This is a genomic window from 'Prunus avium' virescence phytoplasma, from assembly GCF_050916135.1.
Classification (GTDB): domain Bacteria; phylum Bacillota_I; class Bacilli_A; order Acholeplasmatales; family Acholeplasmataceae; genus Phytoplasma; species Phytoplasma ziziphi.
Genome location: NZ_CP069156.1, coordinates 177,076 through 193,268 on the forward strand (window position 1 = coordinate 177,076; position 16,193 = coordinate 193,268).

The 16,193-nt window shown below is 29.7% G+C and carries 12 protein-coding genes, 12 tRNA genes and 2 rRNA genes; 25 read left to right on the forward strand and 1 reads right to left on the reverse strand.

Translation table 11 applies throughout. The features are described 5' to 3' along the window. Positions 1–65 precede the first annotated feature (65 nt). From JNO41_RS00820 to JNO41_RS00905, 18 genes are all read left to right on the forward strand, one after another. A tRNA-Ile gene (locus tag JNO41_RS00820) sits at positions 66–142 on the forward strand. Between the two features lie 79 nt (positions 143–221). After that, positions 222–3,082, forward strand: a 23S ribosomal RNA gene (locus JNO41_RS00825). Between the two features lie 43 nt (positions 3,083–3,125). Next, positions 3,126–3,240 (forward strand): 5S ribosomal RNA (gene rrf, locus JNO41_RS00830). 8 nt (positions 3,241–3,248) lie between these two features. Beyond that, positions 3,249–3,324 (forward strand) — tRNA-Val (locus tag JNO41_RS00835). Between the two features lie 15 nt (positions 3,325–3,339). Then, positions 3,340–3,415: transfer RNA gene (locus JNO41_RS00840), tRNA-Thr, on the forward strand. 5 nt (positions 3,416–3,420) lie between these two features. Then, positions 3,421–3,496 (forward strand) — tRNA-Lys (locus tag JNO41_RS00845). Between the two features lie 40 nt (positions 3,497–3,536). Continuing rightward, positions 3,537–3,622 (forward strand) — tRNA-Leu (locus JNO41_RS00850). A gap of 9 nt (positions 3,623–3,631) precedes the next feature. Then, positions 3,632–3,707, forward strand: a tRNA-Ala gene (locus JNO41_RS00855). 75 nt (positions 3,708–3,782) lie between these two features. Next, positions 3,783–3,859, forward strand: a tRNA-Met gene (locus tag JNO41_RS00860). A gap of 3 nt (positions 3,860–3,862) precedes the next feature. Continuing rightward, positions 3,863–3,940 (forward strand) — tRNA-Ile (locus tag JNO41_RS00865). An 18-nt stretch (positions 3,941–3,958) separates the two neighbouring features. Continuing rightward, positions 3,959–4,047 (forward strand) — tRNA-Ser (locus JNO41_RS00870). Positions 4,048–4,095: 48 nt separating this feature from the next. Further along, a tRNA-Met gene (locus tag JNO41_RS00875) sits at positions 4,096–4,172 on the forward strand. A gap of 16 nt (positions 4,173–4,188) precedes the next feature. Next, positions 4,189–4,264: transfer RNA gene (locus JNO41_RS00880), tRNA-Asp, on the forward strand. Positions 4,265–4,271: 7 nt separating this feature from the next. Beyond that, positions 4,272–4,347 (forward strand) — tRNA-Phe (locus JNO41_RS00885). A 138-nt stretch (positions 4,348–4,485) separates the two neighbouring features. Then, complete coding sequence (locus JNO41_RS00890; RefSeq protein ID WP_121464024.1) at positions 4,486–5,820, forward strand: hypothetical protein; 1,335 nt, start codon at positions 4,486–4,488, stop codon at positions 5,818–5,820. Between the two features lie 94 nt (positions 5,821–5,914). Beyond that, a complete protein-coding gene (locus JNO41_RS00895; RefSeq protein ID WP_121464025.1) occupies positions 5,915–6,442 on the forward strand; it encodes an inorganic diphosphatase in 528 nt (175 codons plus the stop codon). Between the two features lie 108 nt (positions 6,443–6,550). After that, positions 6,551–6,841, forward strand: coding sequence for an SsrA-binding protein (locus JNO41_RS00900; RefSeq protein WP_432729580.1), 291 nt, complete (start codon positions 6,551–6,553; stop codon positions 6,839–6,841). After that, entirely contained in the window at positions 6,813–6,998 is a 186-nt protein-coding gene (locus JNO41_RS00905; protein ID WP_432729582.1) for an SsrA-binding protein, read from the forward strand. The genes JNO41_RS00900 and JNO41_RS00905 overlap by 29 nt, the downstream gene beginning before the upstream one ends. A gap of 63 nt (positions 6,999–7,061) precedes the next feature. Here JNO41_RS00905 and JNO41_RS00910 read toward each other — a convergent pair whose 3' ends face one another. Continuing rightward, positions 7,062–7,277, reverse strand: a complete 216-nt coding sequence (locus tag JNO41_RS00910) for a hypothetical protein (protein WP_121464027.1) — start codon at positions 7,275–7,277, stop codon at positions 7,062–7,064. Positions 7,278–7,666: 389 nt separating this feature from the next. Between JNO41_RS00910 and eno the strand changes: the two genes are divergently transcribed. The 7 genes from eno to JNO41_RS00945 all read left to right on the forward strand — a co-directional run bounded on the left by eno (position 7,667) and on the right by JNO41_RS00945 (position 15,815). After that, entirely contained in the window at positions 7,667–8,959 is a 1,293-nt protein-coding gene (eno, locus tag JNO41_RS00915; RefSeq protein ID WP_121464028.1) for a phosphopyruvate hydratase, read from the forward strand. 35 nt (positions 8,960–8,994) lie between these two features. Further along, complete coding sequence (gene gpmI / locus JNO41_RS00920; RefSeq protein ID WP_121464029.1) at positions 8,995–10,521, forward strand: 2,3-bisphosphoglycerate-independent phosphoglycerate mutase; 1,527 nt, start codon at positions 8,995–8,997, stop codon at positions 10,519–10,521. A gap of 163 nt (positions 10,522–10,684) precedes the next feature. Then, on the forward strand, positions 10,685–11,656 hold the full coding sequence (locus JNO41_RS00925) for an ATP-dependent 6-phosphofructokinase (protein WP_121464030.1): 972 nt from the start codon (positions 10,685–10,687) through the stop codon (positions 11,654–11,656). 130 nt (positions 11,657–11,786) lie between these two features. Continuing rightward, positions 11,787–12,995 carry a phosphoglycerate kinase gene (locus JNO41_RS00930; protein WP_121464031.1) on the forward strand — a complete coding sequence of 403 codons (1,209 nt, stop codon included), beginning with the start codon at positions 11,787–11,789 and terminating at the stop codon, positions 12,993–12,995. Between the two features lie 21 nt (positions 12,996–13,016). Further along, positions 13,017–14,024 (forward strand): type I glyceraldehyde-3-phosphate dehydrogenase, encoded by a 1,008-nt coding sequence (gap, locus tag JNO41_RS00935; RefSeq protein WP_121464032.1) that lies wholly within the window; start codon positions 13,017–13,019, stop codon positions 14,022–14,024. Positions 14,025–14,110: 86 nt separating this feature from the next. Then, a complete protein-coding gene (fba, locus tag JNO41_RS00940) occupies positions 14,111–14,977 on the forward strand; it encodes a class II fructose-1,6-bisphosphate aldolase (protein WP_121464033.1) in 867 nt (288 codons plus the stop codon). Positions 14,978–15,014: 37 nt separating this feature from the next. Beyond that, a complete protein-coding gene (locus JNO41_RS00945) occupies positions 15,015–15,815 on the forward strand; it encodes an HAD-IIB family hydrolase (protein WP_121464034.1) in 801 nt (266 codons plus the stop codon). The last annotated feature ends 378 nt before the right edge of the window (positions 15,816–16,193 follow it).

Sequence of the window (16,193 nt, forward strand, 5' to 3'; positions counted from 1 at the left end):
CTTAGGTTAAAATATAAGTTTTTCTTTTTACAAAAAAAAGTGTTTCTCTTATATAAAAGACCAAAGGGCCTATAGCTCAGTTGGTTAGAGCACACGCCTGATAAGCGTGAGGTCGGTGGTTCGAGTCCACTTAGGCCCACCAATTTTATATCAGGAAATTATTTACTTCGAAGAAAGTTCTTTGAAAAGTAGATAAACATGATTTGCTTAATTCAATTAAAGTTGAAGAAAGTAAGGGCGTACAGTGAATGCCTTGGCACTAAGAGCCGATGAAGGACGCAATTAACGGCGATACATCATGGGGAGTTGTAAATAAATGAAGATCCATGAATTTCCGAATGGGGCAACCTACTACAGTAAAATTGTAGTTTTTTGATTGTAAAATCAAAAAGGGAACGCAGTGAACTGAAATATCTAAGTAACTGCAGGAAAAGAAAGTAATAACGATTCCGCTAGTAGTGACGAACGAACGCGGAAGAGCCTTGGATACTATTAACTAGTTACAAAATAAAAAGCAACTTGAAGTTTCTGGAAAGAAACACCAAAGAAGGTGACAGTCCTGTAAGGGAAAACTTTTTATCTAGAGTATCCTACAAGTACGGCGAGACACGAGAAATCTTGTTGGAAGACAGGAGGACCATCTCCTAAGGCTAAATACTTCTTAGTGACCGATAGTGAACTAGTACCGTGAGGGAAAGGTGAAAAGAACCCCGAGAGGGGAGTGAAATAGATCCTGAAACTGTATGCCTACAATTAGTCAGAGCTCGTTAATGAGTGATGGCTTGCCTTTTGCAGAATGAACCGGCGAGTTATGATATAGAGCAAGGTTAAGTTTTAAGGAACGGAGCCGTAGCGAAAGCGAGTTTTAAAAGGGCGTTTAGTTGTATGTCATAGACCCGAAACTGAAGTGAGCTAGCCATGAGCAGGTTGAAGTTTAGTTAATCCTAAATGGAGGACCGAACCAGGACACGTTGAAAAGTGTTTGGATGACTTGTGGCTAGGGGTGAAATTCCAATCGAACTCAGAGATAGCTGGTTCTCCCCAAAATAGCTTTAGGGCTAGCGTTGATTAACAGTTTTTATGAAGGTAGAGCACTAAATAAGTGATGGCTTCACCTCGAAGTACTGATCTTAATTAAACTCCGAATTTCATAAAAACAATCAGCAGTCAGACTGTGGGTGATAAGGTCCATAGTCAAAAGGGAAAGAGCCCAGACCGTCAGCTAAGGTCCCAAAATTAATGTTAAGTGGAAAAGGAAGTGAAGACGTTAAAACAGCTAGGAAGTTGGCTTAGAAGCAGCCATCTTTTAAAGAGTGCGTAATAGCTCACTAGTCTAATGACTTCGCACCGAAAATTTATCGGGGCTCAAACATTATACCGAAGCTACGGATATTAACGTAATGTTAAATATGGTAGGGGAAGCGTTCTGATATCAGTGAAGCCATAGCGGAAGCAGTGGTGGAGAGATCAGAAGTGAGAATGCCGGTGTAAGTAACGAAAAGATAGGCGAGAATCCTATCCGTCGAAAACCCAAGGTTTCCAGGGGAAGGTTCGTCCGCCCTGGGTTAGTCAGGTCCTAAGGCGAGGTAGAAATACGTAGTCGATGGCAAGCAGGCGAATATTCCTGCACTAAAAAAACAACTGATGGAGGGACAAAGAAGGCTAGGCATGCCCTTTATATGGATTAGGGTTGAAGGATCAAGTTTGAGAGAACAGGTAAATCCGTTTTCTTATTCCAAAAAATGAGATTCGAAGGTAAGATGACCGATGTCATACTTTCAAGAAAAGCTTCTAGGGTTAATTGTTTTTTTACCTGTACCGCAAACCGACACAGGTGGGTAGGTAGAGTATACTAAGACGCGCGAGAAAACTCTTGTTAAGGAACTCGGCAAAATTGCTCCGTAACTTCGGGATAAGGAGAGCTTTTGTGTAAAAAGCAAAAGCCACAGAAAAGAAGCCCAAGCGACTGTTTATCAAAAACATAGGTCTCTGCTAAACCGTGAGGTGATGTATAGGGGCTGATGCCTGCCCGGTGCTGGAAGATTAAAAGGAGATGTCAGGGTTAAACCGAAGCATTGAATTGAAGTCCCAGTGAACGGCGGCCGTAACTATAACGGTCCTAAGGTAGCGAAATTCCTTGTCGGGTAAATTCCGACCCGCACGAAAGGCATAACGATTTGGGCGCTGTCTCAACAAGAGTCTCGGTGAAATCAAATTATCGGTGAAAATGCCGATTACCCGCGACAGGACGAAAAGACCCCATGGAGCTTTACTGTAGCTTAATATTGAGTTTGAGAAATTAATGTACAGAATAGGTGGGAGACGGAGAACTTTAGACGCCAGTTTAAAGGGAGTCACCTTTGGGATACCACCCTTTAATTTTTTATGTTCTAACCTGCGTAAGTGTATTACGAGGGACAGTGTTTGGTGGGCAGTTTGACTGGGGCGGTCGCCTCCTAAAGAGTAACGGAGGCGTTCATAAGGTTCCTTCAGAATGGTCAGAAATCATTTAGAGAGCGTAAAGGCATAAGGGAGCTTGACTGCGAGACCTACAAGTCGAGCAGAGACGAAAGTCGGACTTAGTGATCTTACGATACCGCATGGAAGGGTCGTAACTCAACGGATAAAAGCTACCCTGGGGATAACAGGCTTATCGCTTCCGAGCGTTCACAGCGACGAAGCGGTTTGGCACCTCGATGTCGGCTCATCGCATCCTGGAGCTGGAGAAGGTTCCAAGGGTTGGGCTGTTCGCCCATTAAAGCGGAACGCGAGCTGGGTTCAGAACGTCGTGAGACAGTTCGGTCTCTATCCGTCGTGGGCGTTGGAAATTTGAAAAGAGCTGTCCCTAGTATGAGAAGACCGGGATGGATATACCGCTGGTGTTTCAGTTGGTTCGCCAGAGCCATAGCTGAGTAGCTATGTATAGAAAGGATAAACACTGAAAGCATCTAAGTGTGAAGCCTCCTTTGAGATGAGATTTCCCTATGAGATCCCTGAAAGACTATCAGGTAGATAGGCTAGAGGTGTAAGAAGAGTGATCTTTTAAGCTGACTAGTACTAATAGATCCATTGACTTTGATTTTATGAAGAATTAAAAAGGTTATGTTTATCTAGTTTTGAAAGATCCTTGGTAATTAATGAAAGGGGAAACACCTGTTCCCATTCCGAATACAGCAGTTAAGTCCTTTCAACCTGAAGATAGTTTTTGATTACAAAAGCGAAAATAAGATTCGCCAAGGTTTACTTTAAGAGGATTAGCTCAGTTGGGAGAGCGTCTGCCTTACAAGCAGAAAGTCGGGGGTTCAAGTCCCTCATCCTCTACCATTTTATTTATAAAAGGCCAAAATAGCTCAATAGGTAGAGCAACTGACTTGTAATCAGTAGGTTACGGGTTCGATTCCTGTTTTTGGCACCACTAATGTCCCGTTAGCTCAGTTGGTAGAGCACTTGACTTTTAATCAAGGTGTCAAAGGTTCGAGTCCTTTACGGGACACCATTTTGTTATTATTTTAATAATAAAAAAAATATGTTTAAAAGCCTGGATGGTGGAATTGGTAGACACGTGGGACTTAAAATCCCATGGTTAAAAGCCGTGCCGGTTCAAGTCCGGCTCTAGGTACCATTTTATATAGGGGTTTTAGCTCAGTTGGTAGAGCACCTGTCTTGCACACAGGATGTCAGCGGTTCGAATCCGCTAAACTCCACCATTTAAAATAGTAATAAAATGTTATAATATAAATAAAATAATAAATACAAAAAATAAAATTAAATCAATAAATTATGGCGGTGTAGCTCAGCCGGTTAGAGCGTTCGGTTCATACCCGTGAGGTCGAGGGTTCGAATCCCTCTGTCGCCACCAAATGGACCTGTAGCTCAGCTGGTCTAGAGCTACCGGCTCATAACCGGTTGGTCGTAGGTTCGAATCCTACCAGGTCCACCATTATTTTAAAAAAATTTCGGAGAAATACCCAAGTGGTTTAAGGGGCCAGTCTTGAAAACTGGAAGATCTGAAAGGATGCGGGGGTTCGAATCCCTCTTTCTCCGCCAAAATTTGTTAAAATTATTTTTATTTTTTTTGTATTAATTTATTATGATCGCGGGATAGAGCAGTTTGGTAGCTCGTCGGGCTCATAATCCGAAGGTCGAAGGTTCAAATCCTTCTCCCGCAACCAATTAAAATTAAAAAAAGGTTTGATGGTGTAGTGGTTAACATGCTTGCCTGTCACGCAGGAGATCGCGGGTTCGAATCCCGTTCAGACCGCCATTTATAAGGCTCTGTAGCTCAGTCGGTAGAGCAGTGGCTTGAAGAGCCTCGTGTCGGCAGTTCGATTCTGCCCGGAGCCACCATTTAGATATAAATTTTTAATTACGCAAAGTTAATTTTTTTTAAAAAAAATTTTTAATATTTTATTATTTTAATTTTTTAATTAATTTATTATTATTTTATTTTTAAAAAATAATATTTATTTAGAAAGAAATAAGCAATTGAAAAGAATTAAATTTTTTTTAAAAAAAATTAATTTTATTTTTTTATTTATATTTTTGTTTTTATTAAGAGTTAGTTTAATCAATCTTAAAGCTATTAATAATGATGAAGAATCGAAAAAATATTATAACGAATTTGTAGAATCCACAAAAATCAGTGATGTCGTTGAGATTCAAGACAAAAAATACAATTTATCTACTAAACCAAAACTTAAAGTAGATAGTTTATTTTTTAAAGTAATAGAGCAAAATAAAAAAATATCTTTTGATTCTTTAAGACAATCAAATATATCTTTTGATGTTGAAAATGAAAAAATAGAAATTAATGATTTATTACAAAATAAATATAAAAAAGATTTACAGAAAAAACATGTTATTTTAGGATGGAAATATGATTTAGGGTCTTTTTTGTCTAAAAAAATAAGATTATTTTATGGAATTGATAATGTTCGTACTGTTTCGTGTTCTTCATTTCAAGAATGTTTAAATTTTAAACAGTTTATTTTTGGTTTATTGTATCATAATATTCCTAAAATAGATTTTTTATTTAATTTTTTAGATATTTCAGGTTTTAAAGAAGAATTTATTGATAATAAATATGATAAAATAGGTTTAGAAACTGTTTGTTTTTATTCTTTATTAACGAAAGATCCTTCGTTAGGATATTTTTATTTTAAAGATAAAGATATAAAAGATATTCATTCTGTTGATATTTCTTTTTGTAATTGCAAAATTTCCGGTTATTCTTTGATAGATTTGATTTTTGAAATAATTAATCTAAAAAATGAAGATTTGATTATTTTTAAACAACATTTGAATTCTTATATTGAACATTTAAGTAAAATGGATGAAGAAACAATATCAAAAAAAGAGATTGATGTTTTGCATGAAGAATTTTTAGAAAATATAATTGATATTGATGATATGGATATATTAGATAAAAAATTTCTTTTACATTTAATAAAAAAAATAAGTTCTATTTTTGTTCCTAAAATTTTTTCTCTTCATTGTTCTGTAGATCATAAAAATACAAAACCTTTAAAAGAAATGAATTTTGAATTATCTTTATTAAAAGAACATCAAACGATAGGTTTTTTGTTGAAGATAGAACAAAATGAAAATAATATATTTTATCTTTGTTTTTATGAAATTTTTAAAGACGAAAAGCAAAATGAAGAAAATTTACGATTGATAGATAAAATTTTCGTTTTAGATTCAAATACTAAAGAAAATTTATTTTTTAATCATTTAACTATTAATATTAAACAAAATAAAAAAATTTTTTTAAAAAAAATTAATTTGTTTGGATTCGATTCTGTTCATTTATTTTCCTAAAAATATATAATGTGTTATTTTACATAAAATATATATAATATACAAAGAGTTGTTTTTATTTTAAAAAATAAAAAATAAAGGTATAATTTAATATATGAATTTTTTACAAAATGTTAGTTCCGATAGAGTTACCGAAAATGATTTTCTTGTTTTGATTGAAATTTCTAAAGGTAGTAAAAAAAAATATGAGATAGATAAAGAAACAGGTTTTTTAAAATTAGATCGTATTTTAAATACTTCTTTTGTTTATCCTGCTAATTATGGTTTTATTCCTTTAACTCATTGTGAAGATAATGATCCTTTAGATGTTTTTGTTTTATCACAAGAAACATTGGAGTCTATGGTTATTGTTCAATGTAGGCCTATTGGAGTTATTAAAATGATTGATAATGGCGAATTAGATAATAAAATAATCGCTGTTCCTATTCATGATCGTTCTATGGAAGTATATCAAAATATTAAAGATGTTCCGGTTCCTCTTTTGTCAGAAATAAAACATTTTTTATCTCATTATAAAGATTTAGAAAAGAAAACAGTTGTTATAGAAGATATAGAAGATAAATTTAAAGCATTTACTGTTATCACAAATGCTTTAGATAAATATAGAAAATTAAAAAAATAATTTAAATTTTTTTGTTAATTTGTTTACGAATATTAAAAAGATTCGAAATCATTTATGTATTTTTAATAAATGATTTCGGAAAATAAAAAAACAAAGTGATCGAAAATAATGATAAAAATAATTTTGAATAATAAAAAAGCTTTTTATGATTATTTTTTAGACAAAAAATATATTGCCGGAATTCAATTATTAGGCAACGAAGTAAAATCTATAAGATTAAAGAAAGTTAATTTACAAAATGCTTATATAAAAATTGAAAATAACGAAATTTTTGTTTTCAATATGTTTGTGGAAAAATATGAATTTTGTAATAAATTCGATTACGACGATAAAAGAAAAAAAAAAACTTTTGCTGAACAAAAGAGAAATTTTGCAAATCAAAAACAAAACACAAGCTAAAGGATTAAGCATCATTCCTACTAAAATTATTTCTGATAGAAATTTATTAAAATTAGAGATTTATTTAGCTCGTGGAAAGAAAAAATATGACAAGAGATTAATCTTGAAAAAGAAAGACGATGATTCAAAAATTAAAAAAACTTTATCTTATATATAATAATGTATAATTTTTTTATATGTATTTTATTAAATGTTATGCTTTCGATTTAATAAGAAAATATTATTTTTTAGACTTTAACCATTCATTTATCTTTTCTGTTATTTTGTTTATGCAATCGAACCATTTCTTAAAAATTTGATATTTTAAAGTGTCTTTGTTAGCTAAATAAAATTTTTCTTTCAATATTTCTTCTGATGCGAAATTGTATAAAATAGCTCCCAAAAAAGCTCCTAAAATAACGCCTATCAAAAAAATTAATAATTTATTTATGAACATATTTTTTTATTATATAAACCTCTTAGATATTTTTATTTTATTTATTTAAAAAAATTATTGATATAAAGATATCTAAAAAATATTTTTTTGTCAATAATTTTTATATTTTTAAATCATAATAATTTTAACATATTTATTGTTTGACAAAAATATTTTAATGAAATTTAAACCAAAAAAATAATATTTTAGGATAATTTAAAATCCTAATAATTAATATAAATTAATTATTTTTTTATATATTATATGTTTCGAGATAAATATGGATAGGTTTATAAAACATATTTTTATATAAAAAAATATTATAATAATTATGTATTATTTTATTAATGATGACATTTTTTGTTGTGGTGATTTATATTCTATATTAAATAAAAAAAAGGAGTTTTAAAATGCCATATATTGATAAAATTTTAGCTCGTGAAGTTTTAGATTCTAGAGGGAATCCTACATTAGAAGTTGAAGTATATACTTTAGCAGGTTTTTTTGGAAGAGCTATCGTTCCTTCAGGAGCTTCTACTGGGGCATATGAAGCAGTAGAATTAAGAGATAATGATTCTAAAAGATTTTTAGGCAAAGGCGTTTTGAAAGCAGTTGACAATGTTTCAAAGATTATCGAACCAAAATTAAAGAATGTTTCTGTTTTGGAACAAAATTTGATTGATAAAATGTTAATTGAACTCGATGGAACGCCTAATAAATCTAATTTAGGAGCTAATGCGATTTTAGGAGTTTCTTTAGCTTGCGCTAAAGCGGCAGCTAATTATTTAAATTTAGAATTTTATGAATATGTAGGTGGCGTTCAACCTAAACAATTACCTGTGCCTATGATGAATGTTATTAATGGTGGCGCACATGCATCTAATAATGTGGATTTTCAAGAATTTCTTATTTTGCCCACTAATTTTTCAACTTTTAAAGATGCTTTACGTTGTGGCGCTGAAATTTTCCATCATTTACACAAAATTTTGAAACAAAAAAATTTACCGACTACTGTAGGCGATGAAGGCGGATATGCTCCTGATTTGAATTCTAACGAAGAAGCTTTACAATTTATTATTGAAGCTATTAAAAATGCTGGTTATAAACCGGGAGAAGATGTTTTTTTAGGAATGGACGTTGCTGCTTCAGAATTTTATGATAAAGAACAAAAAAAATATGTTTTAGCTTCTGAGAATAACAAAACTTTCAGTAGCGAAGAATTAATTTCTTATTATGAAAAAATAGTAAATAAATATCCTATAATTTCTATTGAAGATGGATTAGATGAAAACGATTGGGACGGATGGAAAATTTTAACAAAAAGATTAGGTGACAAAATTCAATTGTTAGGAGACGATTTGTTTGTTACTAATGTTGAAAGATTATCTAAAGGTATCGAAAATAAAATAGGAAATGCTATTTTAATTAAATTAAATCAAATAGGTACTTTAACAGAAACTTTAGAAGCAATTGAGATGGCTAAAAAAGCTTCTTATACAGCTGTTATTTCGCATCGTAGTGGAGAGAGCGAAGATACTACTATAGCTGATTTAGCTGTCGCTACTAACGCAGGACAGATCAAAACAGGTTCTATTTCTAGAACTGATCGAATTGCTAAATATAATCAATTATTAAGAATCGAAGAAAAATTAAAAAATAGCCCTTATTTAGGATTAAAAAGTTTTTATAACTTAAAAAAATAATACTAAAAAGTAAATAAAATTAATGGGAGATTTTTTTGAATAAATTTGTAAGTTTAATTATTTTAGATGGTTTAGGGTTATCTTCTAAAAAAGAAAATAATGCTTTTTATTTAGCTAAAACTCCTTATTTAGATCATCTTTTCGCTAATTTTCCTAATACTACTTTAAAAGCTTCTGGTCAAGAAGTAGGATTACCCGAAGGTCAAATGGGTAATAGTGAAGTGGGCCATTTAAATTTAGGAGCTGGTAGAGTTATTGATCAATATTTGAATAAAATAAATAAATCTATTCGTAATAAATCTTTTTTTACTAACGAAGCGTTTTTAAAAGCGATAAAGCATGCTAAAACAAACAATAGCAAAATACATTTATTAGGATTAGTTTCTGATGGTGGAGTTCATTCACATTTAAGTCATTTTGAATCTTTATTAGATTTGATGATAGAGCATAAAATAGAAGATAGAACTTATTTGCATGTTTTTACAGACGGAAGAGACACTGATCCTTATTCAGGTTCGCAATATATTGAAAAAATTTTGAATTATGGTTGTCAAGTGGCTTCTGTAAGCGGTAGATATTTCGCTTTAGATCGTGATAATAATTGGGAACGTATTAATTTAGTTTATAATATGTTAGTCTCTGGAGAAGGTCCATTGATAAATTCTCCTTTAGAAGGTATCAAAAATTTTTATAAAAAAGAAATTACTGATGAGTTTATTCCGCCTTTTATTGTAGATAAAAAAGGTTTAATTGATGATAATGATAGTATTATTTTTGTAAATTTCCGTTCTGATCGCGTTATGCGTTTGGCGGTCGCTTTATCAAATCCTTTAATGACTTCGCATTTTAAGTCTGAAGGCAAAAGATGTTTTGAAGGAAAAAAACTACTTAAAAATCTTTGTGTAGTTTCTATGACTTATTATTCTCAACATGTCTCGGGAATAATCGCTTTTAAATCGGAAAGTTTAAAAAATGTTTATGGAGAAGTTATTTCTAATAATAAACTTCGTCAATTAAGAATTGCTGAAACCGAAAAATATCCTCATGTTACTTTCTTTTTTGACGGTGGTAAAGAACAAAAGTTTGAAAACGTTGATAATATTTTAGTCCCTTCTCCTAAAGTTCCAACTTATGATTTGAAACCAGAGATGAGCGCTTTCGAAGTTGCTGAAAAAGCCGAAAAAGCTATTTTATCTCGAAAATACCAAACTATGATTTTAAATTTTGCTAATCCAGACATGGTGGGGCATACTGGATCGCTTGAAGCAACCATTAAAGCAGTAGAAGCTGTTGATAAATGTTTAGAAAAGGTAGTTAAAGTTATTTTGGAAATTGGCGGAATTGCTTGTATTGTTGCCGATCATGGAAACGCAGAACAAATGAAAGATGAAAGAAATGAACCTCATACTGCTCATACAACTAATTTAGTTCCTTTTATTTTAGTTAATAGTAAATTTAATTTGAAATCAGGTTCTTTGTGCGATGTATCCCCTACTTTATTAGAATTGCTCGAAATCTCTCAACCAATAGAAATGACAGGAAAAAGTTTAATTTTATATTAATAAAATTTTTTCTTTATTAATTTATATTTTTAAAAATAATATATTAGTATATCAAAATAAGAGAATTAATACTTTTGATTTAAGAAAAAAATATAAAAAAATACAGAAAAAATTATTATTAAAATATTAATAACAAAATTTAATAAAAAAGGAATTATTATAAATGACACATAAAGAAGAAATAAATAAAATAGCAGTTTTAACTTCTGGCGGAGATTCTCCAGGAATGAATAGTGCTATTAGAGCTATTGTTTTAGCAGGAACTAAAAAAAATTGCACTATTTATGGCATTAAAGATGGTTATTTTGGTTTATATAATAATGAGATTGAAATTTTAACTCCTGATAATTTATCACGTATTATTAATGTTTCAGGAACTTTTTTAGGAACTTCACGTTTTCTTTCATTTAAAGATGATTTAAGTGTACGTCAAAAATGTGTACAAAATTTAAAAAAAATAGGGATTGATAAATTAATTATTATTGGCGGAGACGGTTCTTATAATGGGGCTACGAAATTAGAAGAATTAGGGATCAAATGTATAGGTCTTCCGGCTACTATCGATAATGATATTACTGATACAGATTTTACAATTGGTTTTAGTACTGCTGTTAATAATGTTATGGATGCTATTGAAAAATTACGAGATACTTCTTTATCACATAATAGATGTACTATTCTTCAGGTTATGGGAAGAAATAAAGGCGATTTAGCTTTATATGGCGGGATCGCCGCTGGTGTAGATTTGATTGTCACAAAAGAAAATTTTATACCTAAAAAAACGATTTTAGATAAAATCAAAAGTTTAAAAGAACAAAAAAGAAGACACGCTATTATTGTTATTACCGAAAATATTTTAAATGTTTTTGATTTAGCTAAAGACATCGAAAGTTATAGTGGTTTTGAGACGAGAGCTCAAGTTTTAGGTCATATACAAAGAGGCGGTACTCCTACTGTAGAAGATTGTGTTTTAGCTACAAGAATGGGTGTTTTTGCTGTTGAATTGTTGAATAAAAATATTCATAATTGTGCAATAGGTATAAAAAAACAAGAAATAATTCATACTAGTTTTGACAATGTGTTGAATAATAAAAGCACACCTGATAAACTTTTTAATATTATTGAATATTTATAATTAGTTTATAATGTTTTTAATTTTATAACAAAAAGAATGATACAAAATTAAATTATTTTATATTTCAAAAGATTTATAAAAAAATAATTTATAAATTATTAAAAAAATTATATTTTAAGGAAAATATGCAATGCAAAAAACACTTAATAAATTAGATATTTCGAATATCGCAAATAAGAAAATTTTATTAAGAGCAGATTTAAATGTTCCTTTAGAAAAAGGAGTCATTACTGATGATAGTAGAATTAAAGCCATTTTGCCCACCGTAGAATATCTTAAAAAAAATCAAGGTAAAATAGTTATCCTTTCTCATTTAGGAAGAGTCAAAACACAGGAAGATTTACACAAATTAAGTTTAAGAGTAGTAGCCGACAGATTATCTTTTTATTTAAATCAAAAAGTTGTTTTTGTCCCTAGAACAAAAGGAGAGTTATTAGAAAGAGAAATTAATAATTTAGAATGTGGTTCTGTTTTATTAATGGAAAATACTCGTTTTGAAGATCTTGATAGCAAAAAAGAAAGTAAAAATGATGCTCAATTAGGTAAATATTGGGCTTCATTAGGTGATGTTTTTGTTAATGATGCTTTTGGAACTTGCCATCGTTCTCATGCTTCTAATGTTGGTATTTCTACTTATATTTCAGAGAAATGTTTTGGTTTTTTAGTTGAAAAAGAAATTAATTTTTTACATAAAATTGTTAATAAACCTCAAAGACCTTTAGTTGCTGTTTTAGGCGGCTCTAAAGTTTCTGATAAAATCAAAATTATTGAAAATCTTTTGAAAAAAGTAGATTTTCTTTTGATTGGCGGCGGAATGTCTTTCACTTGTTTGAAGTCTCAAAATTTGGAAATCGGAAAAAGTTTGTTAGAAGAAAATGAAATTCCTTTAGTTAAAAGATTATTAGCTTCAAAAGAAGGCAAAAAAATTATTTTGCCACAAGATTTTGTGTGTGGTTATAAATTTGATCCAGACACTCAAACTCTTATTTCTGATTTTAACAAAATCCCTTGTAATATGATGGGGTTAGATATCGGACCTAAAACTATTTCTTTGTTTCAACATTATATTATGTCTGCGAAAACAGTTGTATGGAATGGTCCTGTAGGAGTTTTTGAATTTGAAAAATTTTCACAAGGAACAAGATCGATAGCACAAATGATTAGCAAAATTAAAGATCAAGCTACTACAATTATTGGTGGCGGAGATAGCGCAGCTGCAATATCTAAATTTAAATTAGATAATAATTTTAGTCATATTTCTACTGGCGGAGGAGCTTTTTTGGAATATTTAGAAGAAAAAGAAATGCCAGGTTTAAAATGTATTGAGAAAGTTTGTTAATAATAAGAAGGTAAAAAAATTATGAAAAAAAGAATAGCGATTAATGGCTTAGGACGTATTGGAAAATTATCTTTTCGTTCTTTATTTGGAAATAGTAATATTGATATTGTAGCAATTAATGATTTGTCAACGCCAGAAACTTTAGCTTATTTATTAAAATATGATAGCGCACAAGGTAGTTATAAACAAGATGCTATTACTTTTGATGAAAATTCATTAATAGTAGAAGGTAAAAAAATTCATATTTTCCAAGAAAGAAATCCACAAGATTTGCCTTGGGGAAAATTAGGAATAGATATTGTTTTAGAATGTACCGGTTTTTTCACAAGCGAAGAAAAAGCTAAATTACATTTAAAAGCAGGAGCTAAAAAAGTTTTAATTAGTGCACCAGCTACTGGCAATGTTAAAACGATTGTTTTTAATGTTAATGATGATATTTTAACAAAAGAAGATGATATTATCAGTGGAGCTTCTTGTACAACTAATTGTTTAGCCCCAATTGTAAAAGTTTTAAATGATAATTTTGGTATTGATCAATCTTTTATGACTACTATTCACAGTTATACTAATGATCAATCTCTTATTGATCAAACACATTCGAAAGGCATTTGGACTAGAAGAGGAAGAGCTGCTTCTGTTAATATAGTTCCAAGTTCCACTGGAGCTGCAAAAGCGATTTCATTAGTTATTCCTGAATTAAAAGGTAAAATAGATGGAACAGCGATTAGAGTGCCGAGTGTAACAGGCTCTTTAGTGGATTTAACAGTTGAATTGAAAAAAGAAGTTACTGTAGAAATGATTAATGATGTTTTTAAAAAAAATGCCAATGAAACTTTAGCTTTTATTGAAGATCCGATTGTTTCATCTGATATTATCGGAACAAGTTTTGGTTCTTTATTTGATTCTAATACAGTTCAAATTTTAAAAGAAAGACCACGTTTTGTAAAATTAATTTCTTGGTATGATAATGAAATGAGTTATGTAAGTCAATTAACTCGTTTACTTTTGAAAATGGTTGAACTTGTTTAAATTAAATAGTATTGAAAATTTTGAAATTTTTTATTTTTTAAAAATAAATTTATAATTTTTGCTTGGTTCCCAAGAAAGGAAAAAAAATGTTAACTTCAGATAGAAACATTATTCAAAAGGCACATGAAAATAAATATGCAATAATACAGGTTAATATTAATAATTTAGAATGGATTAAAGCCGCTTTAGAAACTGTTGAAGAATTAAAATCTCCTGTTATTTTAGGAGTTTCAGAAGGAGCTGCTAAATATATGGGTGGTTTCGAAACAGTGGTCGCTTTAGTAAAAAATTTAGATTTTTTTTATAATATTTCTGTTCCTGTTATTTTACATTTAGATCACGGATCTTATGAAGGCGCACAAAAAGCTTTAGAAGCAGGTTTCACTTCAGTTATGTTTGACGGAAGCCATTATCCTTTTGAAGAGAATTTAAAGAAAACTAAAGAAATTGTTTCGCTTTGTCATAAAAAAGGTATTTTAGTTGAAGCTGAAGTAGGTGGTATCGGTGGAGAAGAAGACGGTATTATAGGCCAAGGTGAAATCGCTGATCCTTATGAATGTCAAAAAATCGCTGAATTAGGTGTTGATATGTTGGCCGCCGGAATCGGTAATGTGCATGGAAAATATCCTATGGATTGGAAAGGATTAGATTTTGGAGTTTTTGAACAAATTCGAAAATTAACTAATAATAAAACTCCTTTAGTGCTTCATGGAGGCACTGGTGTTCCTGAAGAAATGATTCGAAAAGCAATTTCTTTAGGAGTAGTTAAAATAAACGTTAATACTGAATTTCAATTGTCTTTTGCAGAAGCCACTAGAAAATATATCGAAGACAAAAAAGATTTAGTAAATAAAGGTTTTGACCCAAGACAATTATTAAAGCCAGGTTATTTAGCTATAAAAGCAGAACTTAGAAAGAAATTAGAACTTTTCGGAAGCATTAATAAAGCTTAATTTTATCCAAAATATAAAGGAGTTTACAGGGATTTTAATGAATTCTAATAAAAGAATGTTTTTTTTTGATATTGACAACACTATTTTAAGTTCTCGATCACAAACTATTTTGCCACAAACTTTAAAAACTATTAAAACTTTATCCGGACAATCTAATACTTTGTTAGGAATAGCTACAGGACGTAATATTAAAAGATTAAATGTTTTAAGCGAAATACAACATTGTTTTAAACATTTAGTTTTATTTAATGGTGGTTTGACACAAATTAATGATAAAGTCATTGATGATCGACCTTTTGATAAAAAAGAGGTTCAAAATTTAATTGATAAAGCTCATGCAGTAGGTATGAAAATCGGAATGACAGGACTTTACCAAGAAATTGTACCTAGTGAACAAGATTTAATTTCGCCTACTTTAGGTTACAAATATTGTACTAATAAAAATTCTGTTGTAGAACCTACATTTCATTTAAACAATAATGTTTATCAAATTTGGCTTTTTGAACCTAATAATGAAAAACTTGAAAAATTTATCAAAGATTTAGGACAATTTGAAATTTATTATTGGAGAACTCATTGTGGGGTAGATTTAGTCCGTAAAGGAGTTAATAAAATACATGGAATTAGAAAAATTAAAGCTTTATATCCGGAATATAAATTGATTTGTATGGGAGATGGCGAGAATGATGTTGATATGATTAAATATTCTGATATTGGCATTGGTATTGGATTATCGCATTCTCATAATGAAGGAGTTAAGAAACATGCTAAATTAATAGCTCCTGATATTGAAGAAGATAAACTTTATGATTTTTTTATAAAAAATAATTTATTTTAATTTAAATTAAAGATAATTATTTATATAAGTCAAATTTTTTATTTAAAAAATAAATAATTTGACTTATTTTTTTACTTAAATCAAAATAAAGTTTTTAACTATTATTATATTTTTATATAATATAAATATATTAGATATTTTGTATTATATAAAAATATAATAATTTAAAGATATTGGTTAGTAATATTTTATATTTTTTAACAAAGATTATTTTATGTTTGATTATGATATTTAAATAAATATATTTTTTATACAAACAAATAATTTTTACAAAATATTTTTATTAAAAATTTAGTTAGAATTTAATTTTTATATTTTAATTTATTGATTTATATTTAGCTTTAATTAAAAAATAAAGTAAAGGTAGCATCATAAATT

Bases quoted from the DNA above. Each gene is read 5' to 3' on its own strand.
- JNO41_RS00895 (WP_121464025.1), top strand. From the start codon at position 5,915: ATGAATTTTTTACAAAATGTTAGTTCCGATAGAGTTACCGAAAATGAT.
- JNO41_RS00900 (WP_432729580.1), top strand. From the start codon at position 6,551: ATGATAAAAATAATTTTGAATAATAAAAAAGCTTTTTATGATTATTTT.
- JNO41_RS00910 (WP_121464027.1), bottom strand. From the start codon at position 7,277: ATGTTCATAAATAAATTATTAATTTTTTTGATAGGCGTTATTTTAGGA.
- eno (WP_121464028.1), top strand. From the start codon at position 7,667: ATGCCATATATTGATAAAATTTTAGCTCGTGAAGTTTTAGATTCTAGA.
- JNO41_RS00925 (WP_121464030.1), top strand. From the start codon at position 10,685: ATGACACATAAAGAAGAAATAAATAAAATAGCAGTTTTAACTTCTGGC.
- JNO41_RS00930 (WP_121464031.1), top strand. From the start codon at position 11,787: ATGCAAAAAACACTTAATAAATTAGATATTTCGAATATCGCAAATAAG.
- gap (WP_121464032.1), top strand. From the start codon at position 13,017: ATGAAAAAAAGAATAGCGATTAATGGCTTAGGACGTATTGGAAAATTA.
- fba (WP_121464033.1), top strand. From the start codon at position 14,111: ATGTTAACTTCAGATAGAAACATTATTCAAAAGGCACATGAAAATAAA.
- JNO41_RS00945 (WP_121464034.1), top strand. From the start codon at position 15,015: ATGAATTCTAATAAAAGAATGTTTTTTTTTGATATTGACAACACTATT.